Origin of the sequence: Hyphomicrobium sp. (genome assembly GCF_035572195.1) — a bacterium.
Lineage (GTDB): Bacteria > Pseudomonadota > Alphaproteobacteria > Rhizobiales > Hyphomicrobiaceae > Hyphomicrobium_B.
The window spans coordinates 30,334-46,620 of the sequence record NZ_DATNBA010000133.1; the positions used below are offsets into that span (position 1 = coordinate 30,334).

General features: G+C 58.3%; 16 protein-coding genes. 8 read left to right on the forward strand and 8 right to left on the reverse strand.

Annotation, left to right across the window (positions count from 1 at the left end; all coding sequences use genetic code 11):
* Positions 1-72: 72 nt before the first annotated feature.
* Both VN623_RS11290 and VN623_RS11295 read left to right on the forward strand, forming a co-directional pair.
* Positions 73-753: a hypothetical protein gene (locus VN623_RS11290; protein ID WP_325571086.1), complete on the forward strand. Its 681-nt coding sequence runs from the start codon at positions 73-75 to the stop codon at positions 751-753.
* A complete protein-coding gene (locus tag VN623_RS11295) occupies positions 750-1,043 on the forward strand; it encodes a hypothetical protein (RefSeq protein WP_325571087.1) in 294 nt (97 codons plus the stop codon). Before VN623_RS11290 ends, VN623_RS11295 begins: the two co-directional genes overlap by 4 nt.
* A gap of 33 nt (positions 1,044-1,076) precedes the next feature.
* Here the strand turns inward: VN623_RS11295 and VN623_RS11300 are convergent, their stop codons facing one another.
* Positions 1,077-2,018: a LysR family transcriptional regulator gene (locus VN623_RS11300; RefSeq protein WP_325571133.1), complete on the reverse strand. Its 942-nt coding sequence runs from the start codon at positions 2,016-2,018 to the stop codon at positions 1,077-1,079.
* An 87-nt stretch (positions 2,019-2,105) separates the two neighbouring features.
* On the opposite strand from VN623_RS11300, the gene VN623_RS11305 reads away from it, so the two are divergent.
* The 6 genes from VN623_RS11305 (at position 2,106) to VN623_RS11330 (ending at position 8,326) form a co-directional block, all read left to right on the forward strand.
* On the forward strand, positions 2,106-3,365 hold the full coding sequence (locus VN623_RS11305) for a sarcosine oxidase subunit beta family protein (RefSeq protein ID WP_325571088.1): 1,260 nt from the start codon (positions 2,106-2,108) through the stop codon (positions 3,363-3,365).
* 28 nt (positions 3,366-3,393) lie between these two features.
* Positions 3,394-3,690, forward strand: a complete 297-nt coding sequence (locus VN623_RS11310) for a sarcosine oxidase subunit delta (protein ID WP_325571089.1) — start codon at positions 3,394-3,396, stop codon at positions 3,688-3,690.
* The gene (locus VN623_RS11315) at positions 3,687-6,671 is read left to right on the forward strand and encodes a sarcosine oxidase subunit alpha family protein (RefSeq protein ID WP_325571090.1); all 2,985 of its coding nucleotides are present in this window, start codon (positions 3,687-3,689) and stop codon (positions 6,669-6,671) included. Before VN623_RS11310 ends, VN623_RS11315 begins: the two co-directional genes overlap by 4 nt.
* Positions 6,664-7,245 carry a sarcosine oxidase subunit gamma gene (locus tag VN623_RS11320; RefSeq protein WP_325571091.1) on the forward strand — a complete coding sequence of 194 codons (582 nt, stop codon included), beginning with the start codon at positions 6,664-6,666 and terminating at the stop codon, positions 7,243-7,245. Before VN623_RS11315 ends, VN623_RS11320 begins: the two co-directional genes overlap by 8 nt.
* 64 nt (positions 7,246-7,309) lie before the next feature.
* On the forward strand, positions 7,310-7,666 hold the full coding sequence (locus tag VN623_RS11325) for a cupin domain-containing protein (RefSeq protein WP_325571092.1): 357 nt from the start codon (positions 7,310-7,312) through the stop codon (positions 7,664-7,666).
* Positions 7,667-7,753: 87 nt separating this feature from the next.
* Positions 7,754-8,326, forward strand: a complete 573-nt coding sequence (locus VN623_RS11330; RefSeq protein ID WP_325571093.1) for a formaldehyde-activating enzyme — start codon at positions 7,754-7,756, stop codon at positions 8,324-8,326.
* A gap of 138 nt (positions 8,327-8,464) precedes the next feature.
* Here VN623_RS11330 and VN623_RS11335 read toward each other — a convergent pair whose 3' ends face one another.
* The 7 genes from VN623_RS11335 to VN623_RS11365 all read right to left on the reverse strand — a co-directional run bounded on the left by VN623_RS11335 (position 8,465) and on the right by VN623_RS11365 (position 16,192).
* Positions 8,465-8,857, reverse strand: coding sequence for a group II truncated hemoglobin (locus VN623_RS11335; protein ID WP_325571094.1), 393 nt, complete (start codon positions 8,855-8,857; stop codon positions 8,465-8,467).
* Positions 8,858-8,860: 3 nt separating this feature from the next.
* The gene (locus VN623_RS11340; protein ID WP_325571095.1) at positions 8,861-10,108 is read right to left on the reverse strand and encodes a hypothetical protein; all 1,248 of its coding nucleotides are present in this window, start codon (positions 10,106-10,108) and stop codon (positions 8,861-8,863) included.
* Between the two features lie 334 nt (positions 10,109-10,442).
* Positions 10,443-11,561 carry an aminomethyltransferase family protein gene (locus VN623_RS11345; protein ID WP_325571096.1) on the reverse strand — a complete coding sequence of 373 codons (1,119 nt, stop codon included), beginning with the start codon at positions 11,559-11,561 and terminating at the stop codon, positions 10,443-10,445.
* A 62-nt stretch (positions 11,562-11,623) separates the two neighbouring features.
* On the reverse strand, positions 11,624-12,664 hold the full coding sequence (locus VN623_RS11350) for a DUF3445 domain-containing protein (RefSeq protein WP_325571097.1): 1,041 nt from the start codon (positions 12,662-12,664) through the stop codon (positions 11,624-11,626).
* Between the two features lie 34 nt (positions 12,665-12,698).
* On the reverse strand, positions 12,699-13,664 hold the full coding sequence (locus VN623_RS11355; protein WP_325571098.1) for a PDR/VanB family oxidoreductase: 966 nt from the start codon (positions 13,662-13,664) through the stop codon (positions 12,699-12,701).
* A complete protein-coding gene (locus VN623_RS11360; protein WP_325571099.1) occupies positions 13,661-14,266 on the reverse strand; it encodes a dimethylamine monooxygenase subunit DmmA family protein in 606 nt (201 codons plus the stop codon). The genes VN623_RS11355 and VN623_RS11360 overlap by 4 nt, the downstream gene beginning before the upstream one ends.
* 204 nt (positions 14,267-14,470) lie before the next feature.
* Positions 14,471-16,192 (reverse strand): APC family permease, encoded by a 1,722-nt coding sequence (locus tag VN623_RS11365; RefSeq protein WP_325571134.1) that lies wholly within the window; start codon positions 16,190-16,192, stop codon positions 14,471-14,473.
* Positions 16,193-16,287 lie beyond the last annotated feature (95 nt).

Sequence of the window (16,287 nt, forward strand, 5' to 3'; positions counted from 1 at the left end):
GTTTTGTTACATTCTGTTTTTCGAAGCTAGCAGACTGAGACTCTGGCCAATCAACAATGAGCGGATAATTCCTTGCTATCGATCGCCTCGATTTTTGTAGGGGTGCTGGGCTTAGCCCTCATCGCGTTCATGGGCATGCGGGACCATGCCAAACTTCGAGAAAAGCGACGCGATCTCCTCGATCAAAGCGCCGGGTTGCTCGAACGGAGCAGCATCAATCATTGCGGCGATGGATTTCCCAACCTCGAGGGCCGTCACCTGGGCCGCTACGTTCGTGCCGAACTCATTCCGGACACGATGACGATCAAGCGGTTGCCGCAACTCTGGCTCTCCTTAAGCCGGATCGAGCCCCGGCCTGACAATTCCGAATTTGCCGTCCTTGTGCGGCCATCAGGAACGGAATTCTATTCACTGACGACGGGCTACGAACATCGGTTGGAGCCACCGGCGGGACTACCTGCTGAAATCCTGGTACGGGGTAACAGCCCGTCTGCGCAGCGACATCTCGATCGCGTCGGCCCGATCATCGGAAAAATTCTCGCCGATCCCAAAGTAAAGGAAGTCGGTGTCACGAAAAAAGGCCTGCGCCTCGTTTGGCAAGCCAGCGAAGGTCGCCGCGGCGAGCACTTGATTTTGCGCCAGTGCGTATTCGACGATGCGCGCGTGACTCGTTCGGACTTTGCGAGACTTCTCGCCTATCTCGATGAGTTGAGCCTCGCCCTCACCGGCTCGGCTGAGGCTCCTGCCGCATGAGCAACTCCAATGACCGGCCGCCGATCAATCCCTACGTCGTTCTCGTGTTGGCAATTTTGTTTCCGGGCGCTGGCCATGTTGCGGTAGGGCAGCCGCAGAGAGGCTTGGGCTTCGCATTCTTCACCCTGCTTCTTGCTCTTGTGACCTGGTATACGACCACGCCCGAGCGCTCGTTCATCGGGCGCGCTGCCGGCGGCCTGTTCGTCTGGGCATTGTCGATCCCCGATGCCTACAAGCTCGCCAGAATCCAGTACACCGCCTGGATGAGGCGCCATCCGTCCAATCGATGATGGACGCGTTCCCGAACGCGGACGGCTGCCGCGTCATTCGCCGATCGTCAATCCGCTGATACCCGTCCCGGCCATCACCTTCCTCACGGCATCTGCGAGATCGCGCGGGATGTTTCCAAGCTCCCTGTAGCGCGCCACCATCGTCAGTTTGCGATTGATCTGGGGACCCGGCAGCCGCGCAATTTGAAGGCCTTTGCTTGAAACCTGGGATTCGGCAAAGCAAACAGGTGTCGTAATCGCAAAACCAAGCCCGGCCGCGACCATCGCCGCGACTGCGTAAGGACTATCAAACTCGAACGAATTCGGAATATCGACGCCGAGCCGCCGTAAATGGCGTTCGATTTCCAGTCCTGTCTGCGACCGGCCGCTGAAGCGAATGAGCGGAACGGCATTGGCCAGTTTTTTGAGCTCCGAAACGCTGCGAACGGCGCCGTTCCGGCTGCTCATGAGCAGCACGTAGGGCTCCCTGAAGAGTTCCCATCTTTCAAGTCCCGGCAATTCTTCCAAATCGTCGACGCCGAGAAACAGATCGAGCCGGCGCGTTAGAAGCTCGCTCGCATGCGTGGCGGTCAGGCCGGAGAGGATCGAAACCTCATCGGCGCGCGAGGCAAGATACTGGGAGAGCGGCACGGTGAGGGCGCGGCTGAGAGAATCCACCAGTCCCACTCGGATCAACGGAACCTTGCCGTGCTTGGTCTCACGCAAGAGTGGCGCGATTTGTCGAGCATCGGCAATGAGCGCGCTTGCCCGCTGACGCATCAGTCCCCCAGCCAATGTCAGGGCCAGGGGGCGGACGGTCCGATCAAAAAGGCTGGTGCCGGTTTTCCGCTCTAGCTCGGCGATGGCAAGCGAGACCGCTGGTTGGGTCAGCCCCAGCTCGCGCGCCGCCGCCGCCATGGCTCCGGCCTCGCAAACCGCCAGGAAGATTTCTAGCGATCGCAGATCAAACGGCAGATTGTGGGATTTGTCGCTCATCGCCATAGTATAAGTAAGACTTATATATACTACAATCCGCCGGTCTCTAAATTCTAGGTCACAAGCTGCCGCCAAGGAGCGAATTGGATGCCGACCAATCGTTACTCTATCTTTTCAGTGCTCCGCGAGACCCTGCGCGGCCACACCGGCTGGGGTCCGGCTTGGCGGGATGCCCAACCGAAATCGGACTACGACATCGTAATCATCGGCGGCGGCGGACACGGCCTAGCGACTGCTTATTACCTTGCCAAGAATTTTGGACTGTCGCGAATTGCGGTCGTCGAGAAGGGCTGGATCGGTGGCGGCAACGTTGGCCGCAACACGACGATCGTCCGGTCGAACTACATGCTGCCCGGCAATATCCCATTCTACGAGCAGGCTTTGAAGCTCTGGGAAGGCCTCGAGCAAGACATCAATTACAACGCCATGGTCAGCCAGCGTGGCGTGCTCAATCTTTACCACTCCGACGGCCAGCGCGATGTTTTCGCCCGGCGAGGCAACGCGATGCGCATACACGGCGTTGACGCCGAACTTCTCGACGAACAAGCCGTCCGCAAGATGGTGCCGTTTCTGAACTTCGACAATGCACGCTTCCCGGTTCGCGGCGGACTGCTGCAAAGGCGGGGCGGTACGGTTCGTCATGATGCCGTGGCGTGGGGCTACGCGCGCGCTGCAGACCAGCACGGCGTTGATATCATTCAGAACTGCGAAGTGAAGGGTTTCAGGCGAGAAGGCGGCCGCGTAACCGGTATCGAGACATCCCGAGGGTTTATCGGCGCCAAGAAGATCGGAATGGCGGTCGCCGGAAACTCTTCGCGCGTCGCCGCCATGGCCGGCCTGAGATTGCCGATCGAAAGTCATGTCTTGCAGGCTTTCGTCACGGAATCGATCAAGCCGTTCATCGATGGCGTCGTGACCTTCGGCGCCGGGCATTTCTACATCAGCCAGTCCGACAAGGGCGGTTTGGTGTTTGGCGGCGATCTCGACGGCTACAACAGCTACGCGCAACGCGGCAACCTTCCGGTCGTCGAGGACGTCTGCGAAGGTGGCATGGCGCTGATGCCCCGAATTGGCCGCGTGCGTCTTCTGCGCGGATGGGGCGGCCTGATGGATATGTCGATGGACGGCAGTCCGATCATCGACCGCACGCCGATCGACGGTCTCTATTTCAATGGCGGCTGGTGCTACGGCGGCTTCAAAGCCACCCCGGCCTCCGGGTTGTGCTTTGCGCATCTGATCGCGCGTGATGAACCTCATCCCGTCGCCGTCCCATATCGCCTCGACAGGTTCGCAACCGGACACGCCATCGACGAAAAGGGCGTGGGACCGCATCCCAACCTCCACTGAACAGACTTCGACGAAAGGGCTTCGGACGATGCGAATCAACTGTCCGTGCTGCGGCGAACGCGGCCTCGATGAATTCGTTTATCACGGTGATGCCTCGGTCACGCGGCCGGACGCTCTTGCTCCCGACGCGATGAACGACTTTGTCAAATATGTTTACGAGCGGACAAACACACCGGGCCTGCACCGTGAGCTTTGGTTTCACGCGGCAGGGTGCCACGCCTGGCTCGTCGTCACTCGGGGCATCGCAACCCACGCGATCACATCGGTTGAACTCGCACGCGAGGTTGCCCGCAAACGCGATCTCGTAACAGAGGAGAACGCATGATGGCGTCGCAACAATATCGTTTGCCGTCGGGTGGTCTCGTCGACAGAAGCCGCACGATCTGGTTCGAGTTTGACGGCCAGAATTTTACCGGCCACCCCGGCGATACACTTGCCTCGGCGTTGCTCGCCAACGGCATCAGGCTGACCGGCCGCTCGTTCAAGTACCATCGGCCGCGCGGAATTTTGAGCGCAGGCTCGGAAGAGCCGAACGCATTGGTTGAGTTGCGCACTGGCGCGCGCCGGGAAGCCAACACCAAGTCGACGATGGTCGAGCTCTACGATGGCCTCGAAGCCTCGAGCCAGAACCGTTGGCCGTCGTTGAATTTCGACGTGATGGCGATCAACTCGCTGCTCTCACCCGTCTTTGTCGCGGGCTTCTACTACAAGACGTTTATGTGGCCGGCGGCTTTCTGGGAGAAACTTTACGAGCCCGCCATCCGCCGGGCCGCGGGTCTCGGCCGCGCATCCGATGCGGCCGATCCCGACACCTACGAGAAGGCGAATGCATTCTGTGACGTGTTGGTCATCGGCGGTGGCCCTGCCGGACTGGCGGCGGCCTTAAGCGCAGCCAAGTCTGGCGCCCGCGTGATTTTGGCCGACGAGAATTTCGCACTCGGCGGCCGCGCCATCGACGACAACGCCCCGATCAACGACAAGGCGCCGGCCGAATGGGTGGCTGCTGTCGAAGCCGAACTCGCCGCAATGAAAGACGTGCGCATCCTGCGCCGCACGACCGTTTTCGGTACCTACGACGGCGGCACCTATGGCGCCGTTGAGCGTGTTAGCGATCATCTTGCAACAGCGCCGTCAGGCCAGCCGCGCCAACGGCTCTGGCGCATCGTCGCCAAGCACGCGGTACTCGCTTCTGGCGCTACGGAGCGGCCGATTGTTTTCGGCGGCAATGATCGTCCGGGCGTCATGCTGGCGGGTGCGGTTCGTACCTACCTCAATCGGTATGGCGTCCTACCGGGGCAGAAAGCCGTGGTCTTCGCCAACAATGACTACGCGGCGACGACGGTCACGGAACTCGATCGCGCCGGCGTTGAAGTCGTTGCGCTGGTCGATTCTCGCCCGCAACCGTCCGAGCTGATCAGCGGAATTGCGAGCGCCGCCGAAACGCGGTTGATTTCGGGCGGCGTCGTTACGGACGCCATCGGCAAAAAACATGTAACCGGCGCCGTCATTCGTACGCGCAGCGGCGAAGAGGTGAAATTGGACTGCGATCTGATCGCGGTTTCTGGAGGCTGGAACCCAAATATCCAGCTGACGACGCATCTGGGCGGCAAGCCCGTTTGGAATGACGAACTTTCGACTTTCACGCCGGGCGTGCTCCCGGCAGGTATGTCCGTAGCTGGATCTGCCGGGGGCACATTCGGGCTGAGAAGCGCTCTTGAGTTAGGCTCGGCAGCCGGCTCCACCGCGGCCACGGCGGCTGGATTCAAGGCCGCTGCAACTTCTGTTCCGCGCGCCAAGGACGAAGGCGTCAGCATTTCGCCGCTCTGGCGCGTGCCCGCGACGCGCGGCAAGGCTTTCGTCGATCAGCAGAACGACGTCACGGCGTCCGACATCGAACTGTCGGAGCGTGAGGGCTTCCGCTCCGTCGAACACTTGAAGCGTTACACGACCCTTGGCATGGCGACCGACCAGGGCAAGACCGCCAACGTCAACGCTCTCGCGATCATGGCTGAGCTGACAAAGAAGTCGATTCCGGAAACCGGAATGACGATGGCCAGGCCGCCCTATACACCGGTTGCGCTTGGCGCCTTCGCGGGACATCACCGGGGCAAGGAATTCAAGGCGACGCGTCTGCCGCCGTCTTATGCCTGGACGAAAGAGCAGGGCGGAAACGTCGTCGAAACGGGCTTGTGGCTTCGCCCAAGCTATTTCCCGCGGCCTAGTGATGCCGATTGGCTCGCATCGGTGACGCGCGAGGTCAACACTGTGCGAAGCGCAGTCGGCATTTGCGACGTCTCGACGCTCGGAAAGATCGATGTGCAAGGGGCCGATGCCGGAGCGTTCCTTGATAAGGTCTACATGAACGGCATGAAGACGCTGGCGGTCGGCAAGGCCCGTTACGGCGGCATGCTGCGCGAGGACGGCATCTTCATGGACGACGGCACCGTCGCCCGATTTGATGAGAACCATTACTTCGTCACCACCACGACGGCGAACGCGGTGAAGGTGTTCCAGCACATGCAGTATTGCCACCAGTGGCTGTGGCCGGAACTCGACGTGCACATGATTTCGGCGACCGAGCAGTGGGCGCAATATGCCGTCGCGGGTCCGAAATCGCGCGATCTGCTGCGCAAGATCGTTGATCCCGAGTTCGATATTTCCGACGCCGGCTTCCCCTACATGAAGGTTGGGAAGATCAAGGTTTGCGGCGGCGTCAAGGCGCGTCTCTATCGGATCTCTTTCTCCGGCGAGCGCGCTTACGAGATCGGCGTTCCCGCGCGATACGGTGACTCGATGATCCGCCGGCTTATGGAAGCGGGTCAGGAATTCGGCGCATGTGCTTATGGAAGCGAAGCGCTGGGCATCATGCGCATCGAAAAGGGCCACGTCAGCGGCCCTGAGCTGAACGGCACGACGACACCGAGAGATCTGGGACTCGGCGGCATGGTCTCCACGAAGAAGGACTTCATTGGTCGCGTACTGGGAACTCGCCCAGGACTTCTCGACCCCAATCGACCATCGCTTACCGGCTTCCGCCCTGTCGATCGATCGGAACGTCTCAGATCAGGCGCTCATTTCGTCGCGCGCGACGTCGAAGTAAAGCCGAGCACCGACGACGGGCATATGACGTCCGTCGCTTACTCCCCAACGTTGGGGCACTGGGTCGGCCTTGGCTTGCTGAAGCGTGCACCGGAGCGCCTGGGCGAAATTCTTCGCGCTTATGATCCCTTGCGTGGCGAGGACACGCTTGTCGAAGTCATCTCTCCTTGCTTCGTTGATCCAGAAGGAACGAAAGTCCGTGGTTAGCCAAACACTGGCGGCACGCTCCGCCTTCACAAACTGGAAGCCGGTAAAGACGTCCGAGCTGGCCATTGATGTGCGCGAGACTCTGACGTTGGCGAGCTTCGCAGCCTTCAAAGGCAAGAAGGATCAACTGAAAGCGGCGATCCGCGAGCGGTATGGCGTCGATCTTCCCGACACCCCTCAGCGCGTTGAAGGCAAGGACATTGCGTTCGTTTGGGCCGGCCCGGATCAGTGGATGGCGATCGCCGAGCGCGGACAGAGCCGCGATATCGAAGTCGAGCTCAAGCCGTTGCTCGATGGTTTGAGTTCGGTCGTCGACCAATCTGATGCGCGCGCCGTCGTTAGAATATCCGGTCCGCGTTCCAGGGATGTGCTGGCCAAGGGCGTGCCGATAGATTTGCATCCGCGCGCTTTCAAAGGCAACGGGGTTGCGATCACGCATGCCAATCACGTCGGCATCATCCTTTGGCAGATCGACGATGCCCCGACCTATGAGATCGCAATGTTTCGCGGCTTTGCCGACAGCTTCGCGCACTGGCTGCTTGAGTCGGCGGAAGAGTTCACACATCAACGGTGACCGCTTCTCTGGGTCGCGAAGCCTGTCCAACCCAGATCAAGAAAACTTCGAAAGAAATCTCGTCATGACAACGCAACCCGTCACCAAGCTTCCCCCTACCGGTGAGCAGCCGATAACAACCGACCTCGAAGGATGGAAAGTCGTTTCCGGCAAGCCGACAATGAAGACGTGGATATTGAACACCTCATCGGACGGCCGAATGATATCTGGCGTCTGGGAAGCAACCCCTGGCACCTACCACGCCACATACGACAAGTATGAATTTGTCCACCTCATTGCCGGCAAGATTACGATTACACCCGATGGTGGCCAGCCCGTTCACGTGGCAGCCGGCGATGCATTCGCAGTGGAAGCCGGCTTCAAAGGTCAGTGGGTCATTGAAGAAAAAGTCCGGAAACACTTTGCAATACGCGTGGCCTGAGATTTCTCAGGTCCCGGCCTCGACGTCCCGCATCCTCAACCGATAACGCGGGATTCCTTCACATAACCAGCATTGGAACAGCTAGCGATGACGGCAGAAAATCAGTTGCAACGACCGGGTCGAATTGGCATTCGCGTCGGAGAGGCTCTTGTCGCCGGCGGACCGCCGGGAACCGCCGCAGAACCCGAAGTCGCAATTGGCGAGATGGACGGGCCGTTCGGTACGGCGTTCGCGAACTTGCTCGGTGATCAGACGGTAGGTCACAGCCGCGTATTGGCGCTGCTCAATACCGACGTCATGGTCCGGCCGCCGACACTCTGCGTCAGCAAAGTGACGGTCACGGACGAAAGATACACCAACATTCTGATGGGTACCGTGCAGTATGCTACGGCTATGGGCGTGCTGGATGCCGTGCGCTCCGGCGACATTCCCAGGGACAAGGCCGACGAATTGGGAATCATCGTTTCGGTCTGGCTGAACCCTTCCGTGGCAACCATCAAGGATCTCGATCACAAGATCCTGTTCGACATTCATCGCAAGGCGACGACGCTGGCCATTCATAAAGCGATGGCCTTCCAGCCGTCGATCGATTGGCTGCTGGAAAACCAGGATAAGGTCATCCACAAATACTTCGAGAAGGGTCTCAAGGGAGAAATTTGAGACGCGCGCAATCGCTCGGCGTTTGTCGGGTGATTGGGTCAACGCGTCGATGAACGAAAGAACTTCGCATGTAATCTCCGGCTCAACGATTGGGCCGGAGATGATTTTAAGCCGCGAAATGCCTGGGTTTTCCGGCAGCTAGGGGCGGTTTTGCAAGCCTGCTGCTACGGCGCGAAAATGCCTCATTAATTTCTTGCCGACATCCTTGTCCAAGCCGACGCGGTCAATGGCGATGGACATGCAATTCAACCAATCGTCGTGGGCCTTCCGGTCGATCTCTATATGCACGTGCATTTCCCGTACGTTCGTGTGGCCGTGTTTTTCGGCATACAATTTCGGACCACCGAGAAAGTCGGACAAGAAAGCGAATTGCTCGATCCTCGAATGGGCAACACCCATTCCTCTGAGATGCAGCATTTTGAGATCCGTGCCCTCGGGCTCGAACTCGATGACGTCATAAAAAGTCTCGACTAGGTTTCGAAGACCAGTTTCACCTCCAACAAGTGCATAGAGCGACGTATTCCCAGACATTTCTCATTTTCCTCCTGGCGCATGATTGGGCTTGCGGCGGTCGCGGCTGACAAGGTCAGTGCGAAACGCGCACGCCCGGGGCACGTGATCGCGGCTGGAGATGACCACGATCGGCACGCTTCGGCCCGGATGGGTCGAGCCTTCCGTCTCGCAATCGACGCGAACACTTCCCAAATGCGACGGTAGTGCCGTGTTGCTCCATTCGCCCGCGATAAAACTGTCGAAGTCGTGGCCGTTCTCGATGCCGCCCGCCATAGCAACGAGTTCGTCTACCGTCCGCCCCGCGGCGGCTTTGTAGACGCCGGGCGAGATGACGCGGCCGGCGATCGAATACAACATCGGAGCGCCGTCGACGTCGCCATCCTGGCCGCAAAAACTGTCGATCCCCATGGACAGAATTTCAGGGATCCAACGCAACAATTCGGGCCGAACGAGAAGGACCGAGGCAGGCGTTAGCGACGCCGCTTCACATCTTTGCGTTTCGCCCGCCCTTCTTTGTAGCGAGCTGCGGCACAAACTTTGGAGGAGGTGAACGTCATCGCTGTGGGTGTCCGGTGAAAATTCCGAAAAGGTGAAGCTGACATGGCGATCGAAACCGTAGGCGCTGAGTACCGTCAATTCTCGTTCGAGGCTGCACCGCAATGACGAGTACCGGTTGTTGCAATGAACAAGGATCTCCGGCGCACCAATGATCAAAGCCGTTATCAGCAGGCCCTCGAGCACCGAATGTGTATGGCGCTCGATAAGGTAAGTTTGGCTCATGACGCCCGGCGGCGCGTCGTCAACGAGCAGCAGAAGCTTGGCGACATCCCCCGTGTCGCGGAGCTCCCGCATCCGAATACCGATCGAAAGCTTCTCGCCTTCAAACGAGGCCAACGGCAATGCAGACAGCGCAGAAACGATGCTCTCGATGGAACGTCGCTTGGCGAGGCAACTCTTGAGAACGCCGTATCCGCCCGCATTCGTGTACGAGGAAAAGGTTTCTTGGCTCGAATCGGCGGCCTGTCCATCGCTATCGGCGTTCACCGTTCCGCCGTCGATGGCACCCGATATGACATCGTCGCCGATCGCCGCGACAGGCGCCATCCAGCAGCGGGCCATGCACGTTTCGCGAATGACGCGATGTCCCGATCTTGCTGAAGTGATCTCATCACAAAATGCTTCGGCGCCGGCGAGAGCGCAGGGAAGCCCGACACACACCCTGATCGGAGCAGGATTTCGTTTGTCGGCGACGTTGTCCCGATCATCCATTGAGCCGCTTTTTACGGCCGCGCAGGGTTCTTCATCGTCGGCATCGATTAATGCGGATATTTCATAGCCCGGTATGTAACCGCGCCAGCTCTGAATACTGCGCAACCATTCCGGTAGATTGTGGCACGACCTAAAGTTCAAACGCTGAGAAGCAGAAGGCACACCTTCATCATTCATCACTAGCGAAAGGTCGGGTATGCTCACCACGTCTGCTCCACTTCCATTCCTTCCTCTCGTGAATACCTTTCATCGCCGTTCGACAATTGCGAGCAAGGTCACTCAAGAGAAAAGAGGCTGGGAGCATTGCCCCCAGCCAGTTCACACACGCGGAAGATCACGTGCGCTCGGAAAGTGGATGCGTCTTTAGTCGCATCGGATCGTAAAACGGCATCTGGACTACAGTCGCTTTGAGGTCGCCGCCGTCATGAATGATGAGTTCGGTGCCGAGACGCGTCAAATCCGGATGAACCTGCGCCATCGCCAACGACTTCATCAGATGCCGGCTGAAGGTCGTGCTGGTAACGACCCCTACTTCTTTGCCGCCCGAAGTTATCTTCGACAGCGGAGTGACGGCGTCCGGATGGGCGACCTCGAGGCCGACAATGACCGACCGCTCTTTGCCCTTCTTATTGATTAACGCTTGCTTGCCGATGAAATCCGGTTTGGAAAGATCGACCGTCCAGTCGGCACGAACTTCCCAGGGCGTCGTATCTCCGTGCGTCATGTCAAACGGGAAGAACAGGAGGCCGCCTTCGACACGGACGATGTCGAGGCAGGACCACGATACGGGCATCACGCCCTTGTCCTTTCCGGCGGCAAGAATGGAATCCCAGATGTGGTGCGCATCCGTGGCCGAGCAAAACACTTCGTAGCCACGCTCAGCCGAGTATCCACCGCGGGCGATCGATACCGGCTTTCCAAAAAGAGTTGTCTTTTCATGATGGAAATAGCCAAGAGAAGCCAGGTTCATAGGCGTGTGAGGCGCCAGCGTCTCCAGTGCCAAAGGTCCCTGCAGTGAAAGAATGTGAACGTTGTTATCGCGCTCGATCTCGACCTTGAAGCGCGATTTCGCGGCGTTGGCTGCTTCTTCGAAAATGCCGCCGCCATGCGACACGCGGTATTGGTTCGGACCGTCGACGTAGACCAGCACATCATCGATCAGCGCGCCGTCGGCGTTGACGATATTGCTGATGTGAGAGTCGCCTGGCTTGGCCTTGGAAACATCGGTCGTGAGAAGATGATTCAGGAAAGCCTGGGCATCAGGCCCGCTGACCTTCACGATTTTCAGTCCCGATACGTCGATCAGGCCGGCACGATATCGAACCGCTGCCGTTTCCTCATAAGGGCACGTCGAATAGTTCTGAGGCACGGGCATGTCATTCCATGAGGATGACAGATCCGATCCCAATTTCCGATGGCGATCATTTAGCACCGATTGGCGTGAGGTAGACATGAGCGTTTCCTTTTTCTCGTTTGCGACGCGCTCTATCGAAAGGCGAGCGCGCCGTTGTGTTATTATTTGTGCAGGAAGCCCGAAGGTGTGGGCTTGCCGTCATCGTATTTCTCGAGCCATTGCAGGGTCACGTCTCGGTACCGGGTGATCCCTTTGTAGTCGATGAGCTCTGGCGGGATCGACTTGAGCACTCGCGGGAGACGGCGAGCCCAGTCCGGCTGCGTAACGAGTTCACGCATTTTTATAAGATAGGCGCGGATTGAAAAAAGCACCGCGTTGGATCGCGGGAGCCGCCACAACGCCTGCAGCTCGACACGCAAATGCACTTTATCGCCGACGTTTTCCTCGGTGACGGAGGAACGGTCGATACCCCATTTGTCGTAATTTTCGGGGCTCGTATCCAGCCGCGGATTGATCGTCATCGTCCAGTTCAGGCGGCGCACCGGTTTTCCTTGCTGAAGATTGAGCAGATACTTCAGCGCGCGCTCGAAAACGCCGGCCTGATGCGCCAGCGGCACGGGGCCATGCCATTCCATGAAATTCATGCCGACATCGAAATCGAGCGACCAATCCGCCTGCGAAGTCGCGATACCGGCATCCATCCAGAGATTGTTCTCTCTCTGATCCAGAATGGTGAAGTCGCCCTGGCACTGCCGCGTAATGTATTCCATAGGCTCGTACGGCAACGTCGACACCTCGCCGAACGTGAAGCTCTGTTCGATACCGAGAGGACGATTGATCCAATGCCACTGATTGCCATCCTGCTGCAGCGTGAAATGCTGAGGATAGTCTCGCGCCAGCGACGTCATGATCAGTTCGAGGACGTCCCACTGCGCCGTCATCATATGAGGCAGCGCTTGAACGCGACGCGGATCTGCCTTTAGGACCAGAGCCCGATCGCGCATGTCCGAGACATAGTGCTCATCTATGTCGAACGGAAATTCGTAGACCGAGCCTTTCTGTCCCGCCGTATGCGGTTCGATATTGACCGAATACATGTACTTGTCTTCCCAGAACGGGAAGGGAAACCGCTCCACTGCCGAAGGGCTGTTGGCGTACGTAAAGTCGTCGCGAAATGTTTCGTCTTTGAAGAATGTATTCATGAAGGCACTCCTTCCGTTCAATTGAGATTGAGGATCAAAGATCCAAGGTGAGGCATCCGCCATCCATGCGCGATACGCATGTTGCGATCCTGTCTCCCTCCTTCTTCTCTTCATCCGTGAGATAGTGATCGTTGTGATGCACGGCGCCGCCCTCGGTGTTCGTGATGCGCGTAATGCACTGTCCACAGGCGCCCCCGCGACAGAGGTAGGGCGCATCGACACCAGCCTGCTCGAGAGCTTCGAGAATGCTCTGATGTTCGCCGACGTGTATCTCTTTCCCGGATGTTGCGAGCTTGACGACAAACGGGTTTCCCGGCGTCGGCACGCTGAAGTGCTCGGAATGGACGTTTTCATCCGGCCAGCCTTCCAGCTTCGCCGTCTCCAATGCCCAATCGATCATTCGTTGCGGACCACACACGTAGACGTGCGTTCCGAGCCTTTGATTTTGTAGAATTGCGTTGAGCGCGATCCGCTCGCCCCGATCCGACCGGTAGAGACGGACCCCAGGCAATCCTTCTGCTTCCAGTGCTTTGAAATATGCCCCGTCTTCAGGCGACCTCACCGCATAGTGCAATTCAAAGTGCGACTTGTCGTTCCTGAATTGCGCCAGCATGGCCATGAATGGCGTGATGCCGATGCCGCCCGCTATCAAGATGTGTTTGCGCGCGGTGTGGGCGATCGGAAAAAGATTAAGCGGATCGCTTATCTCCAGCACCTCTCCCACTTCGACATTTTCATGCATATGGACGGAACCGCCGCGCGATTCCGCAACCCGAAGCACGCTTATAGAGTAGCGCCTGGGGTCCAAAGGCGAACTCATAAGCGAATAAGGGTTGCGGTAAACAGCGTCGCCTTTGCGCATCGTAACGATCACATGAGCTCCGGCCGAGAAGCAGGGCAAAGCCGCGTCGTCGATTGGCGCAAAATGAAATCGTTTGATCTGACTGGCGACGCGCTCGATGCTTTCAACACGCACGAGGCGCTGATTCCTCATGGTCATTGGAATTCTGCCTTCGTTTCTGGAATTTCTCCTGGAGCTTCTGCGTCGATGCGAACCCCCTGGAATGCTGCATACCGGCGCGAATAATGGTCCCGGACGATAAGAGTTAACCCGCAGTGGGCGCATTTCACCGGATTGGTCGTGACGTCTTCGGTCAGTCCCTTGCAGTGGACGCATTGCACGCGCCGCTTCAACGATCCTCTGTGCTCGGTGAAGACCGAATTGTGCGCGATCCCATGCTCGAGCGCCGTTCGAATGACGGAACCGATCAGCGGTTCGCTGCCGGTCGCATAAAGTCTCGTGCTCATCAGCGCCGTGTTCAGCGCGGCGTTGAGGCGCGAAGTGGCGGTCTCGATCGTCGGAAACGACCAGATATTGGCAAATCCCAACGGATTGAGAACGTCCTGCGGGTCTTTGCCGTTGCCGCCCGTCCTGCAGAGCAAAATGGTGGTTCGCGCCGGAAAGCCCTCGTCGGCGAGCTTCATCATATCGAGGACGGCTTCACAGCCGGCGGCGTCGGTCACGACGATATTCTGTTTTGCAAACAGGTCCGGTCGCAGTCCTCGATAGACCGGTCTGCTTTTGATTCCCGCTACAAGCATAGCTCAGTGCTTCTCCGCTCTTGGCAATGTGAAAGGCCGCCCTTCCGCATTTGCGGTCATGGAGGCAAATTCACTTAAAGTTGGGTCAGGGCGAATAGGGAGGCTTCTTCCGCCCTGACCGTTTCACCGCAACAATCCGCTCAGAATGGCCTTACTGAGAACGAAGGACTGCTGCGATGAACGCTTCACGTCACAGCTTCGGCTTCATGCCGGAAGCGCGAAAAACCAGTTCGCAACGAGAACCACGACAATACCGGCAGCAAGTGTGAGATAGGGAAGGATGCCGGCCTTGCGCTGTTGCAGATCGTTAGCCGTCAGGTTCAAATCCTCAAGCATGTGGGCGGGAAACTTGCCCTTGTCCTGGACGTAGTGCCGGAACAGAAACACCGGGATGATGAGGGACGCAGCGATCGCGCCGGCCCACAACGCCATCGGGTTCCAGACCTTGGCTCCAGCACCCATGAAGGCGGCGTTGACGAACGCAAACATGGTGCCCAAGACCAACAGAATGGTAGGCGCTCGCCACGGTCTCTGGATGTGCCCATTGTCGATACGATGGATCCAGCCGGAGTTCAGGTTGAGGAAGTTGAAGATGATGTAGCAGCAGTTGGAAACCGCCAGAATGAAGAAGAAGCTGGTAGCGTCCGCGGCTGCGATCGCGAGAAGGCCCAGGTTGAATACCAGGTCCGTCCACATTGCTCTCGTCGGAGCGCCGTGCTCGTTCGCATGATCAAGATACCGAGGCAGCCAGCCGTCGACGGAACCCTGATAAAGCGTGCGAGACGATCCGGCCATCGCCGTCATGATCGACAGCATCAATGCCAGGATCATCAACATCACCATGATGTTGACCACAAAGCCCGAACCGCCGACCATCGTAGCCATCGCATTTGCGACGCCGGAGCCATCGACGATAGGCGTTGCCAGCATGCCGTTGAGGCCGAGGACGCCTTGGAACGTGAATGGCACCAAGGTGTAAAGCAACACGCACAAAAGGCCCGAGAAGAAGATGGCTTTGAACGTGTCGGTCTTCGGATTCTTGAACTCGCTTGTGTAGCAAATGGCGGTTTCGAAAGCGTAGGTCGACCACGCCGCGATAAACATTCCGCCGAGAACCAGCGTCCAGCCGCCGACGTTCCACTCTCCCATCTCAGGAGCGTATGCGGCCTTCAGCGGAACCAACGGCGAATAGTTATCCCAATTGATCTGTCCAGTGAGGATGGGAACCACACCGACGATCAACATCGGTATGATGACCAGCAGTCCGATATATTTCTGTACGCTGGCCGTGCCGAGGATGCCGCGATGCTGGATGGCGAACGTGATCAGCATGAGCACCGCGCCGATAAAGAACACCCAATTCAGAGAGAAGGTGACCGGGCCGAGCGAATGCGTGAATAGAGTCCAATTGCGGAACGCCGGAGTCAGAGCTGCAACTCCGTCCTGAGCCAACAACGCGCTGACGCCTTCCGTTGCCGTATGGCCGGCGTTCGCCGCAAGCCATTCAGCAATGCGCGGACTATCGAGCGGGATCGCACTCGCATGAGCTTGCACCCACGCCAATACATCCGGAGAGTCGGCCGCAGGAATCGGGCCGAGTGCATTTAAGATGTAAGCAGCGGCAATCGAACACCCGAGAGACAAGACCGGGGACCAGGCCAGCCAGTTGCACCACACCGATAGTGGCGCAATCAATTTGGAGTAACGCACCCAAGCAGCCGCGCCATAGATTGAAGCGCCGCCCGATTTATTTGGAAAGAGGCCTGCTATCTCGGCATAGGTGAAAGATTGGATGAAGCCCATGACCATGGACACCGCCCAAACAAGAAAGGCTACCTTTCCCGTCGTACCGGCAATGCCGCCGATTGAAAACAAAACGAGGGCCGGCACACCGCTGGCCACCCAAAAAGCACCCTTCCAGTCAATTGATCGCACTAATTCGCCGGACGATGATCGTCCCGACAATATTTGTGTTTCGACCGCCATTTCGTTCCTCCGCGGATTTTATTTTTCTTATTCCC

What these genes read in the sequence shown, in the direction of transcription:
- VN623_RS11315 (WP_325571090.1), top strand. Translation starts at nt 3,687, where the DNA reads ATGATGGCGTCGCAACAATATCGTTTGCCGTCGGGTGGTCTCGTCGAC.
- VN623_RS11360 (WP_325571099.1), bottom strand. Translation starts at nt 14,266, where the DNA reads ATGCTTGTAGCGGGAATCAAAAGCAGACCGGTCTATCGAGGACTGCGA.
- VN623_RS11350 (WP_325571097.1), bottom strand. Translation starts at nt 12,664, where the DNA reads ATGAATACATTCTTCAAAGACGAAACATTTCGCGACGACTTTACGTAC.
- VN623_RS11335 (WP_325571094.1), bottom strand. Translation starts at nt 8,857, where the DNA reads ATGTCTGGGAATACGTCGCTCTATGCACTTGTTGGAGGTGAAACTGGT.
- VN623_RS11325 (WP_325571092.1), top strand. Translation starts at nt 7,310, where the DNA reads ATGACAACGCAACCCGTCACCAAGCTTCCCCCTACCGGTGAGCAGCCG.
- VN623_RS11305 (WP_325571088.1), top strand. Translation starts at nt 2,106, where the DNA reads ATGCCGACCAATCGTTACTCTATCTTTTCAGTGCTCCGCGAGACCCTG.
- VN623_RS11345 (WP_325571096.1), bottom strand. Translation starts at nt 11,561, where the DNA reads ATGTCTACCTCACGCCAATCGGTGCTAAATGATCGCCATCGGAAATTG.
- VN623_RS11300 (WP_325571133.1), bottom strand. Translation starts at nt 2,018, where the DNA reads ATGAGCGACAAATCCCACAATCTGCCGTTTGATCTGCGATCGCTAGAA.
- VN623_RS11340 (WP_325571095.1), bottom strand. Translation starts at nt 10,108, where the DNA reads ATGGATGATCGGGACAACGTCGCCGACAAACGAAATCCTGCTCCGATC.
- VN623_RS11310 (WP_325571089.1), top strand. Translation starts at nt 3,394, where the DNA reads ATGCGAATCAACTGTCCGTGCTGCGGCGAACGCGGCCTCGATGAATTC.
- VN623_RS11330 (WP_325571093.1), top strand. Translation starts at nt 7,754, where the DNA reads ATGACGGCAGAAAATCAGTTGCAACGACCGGGTCGAATTGGCATTCGC.
- VN623_RS11355 (WP_325571098.1), bottom strand. Translation starts at nt 13,664, where the DNA reads ATGACCATGAGGAATCAGCGCCTCGTGCGTGTTGAAAGCATCGAGCGC.
- VN623_RS11295 (WP_325571087.1), top strand. Translation starts at nt 750, where the DNA reads ATGAGCAACTCCAATGACCGGCCGCCGATCAATCCCTACGTCGTTCTC.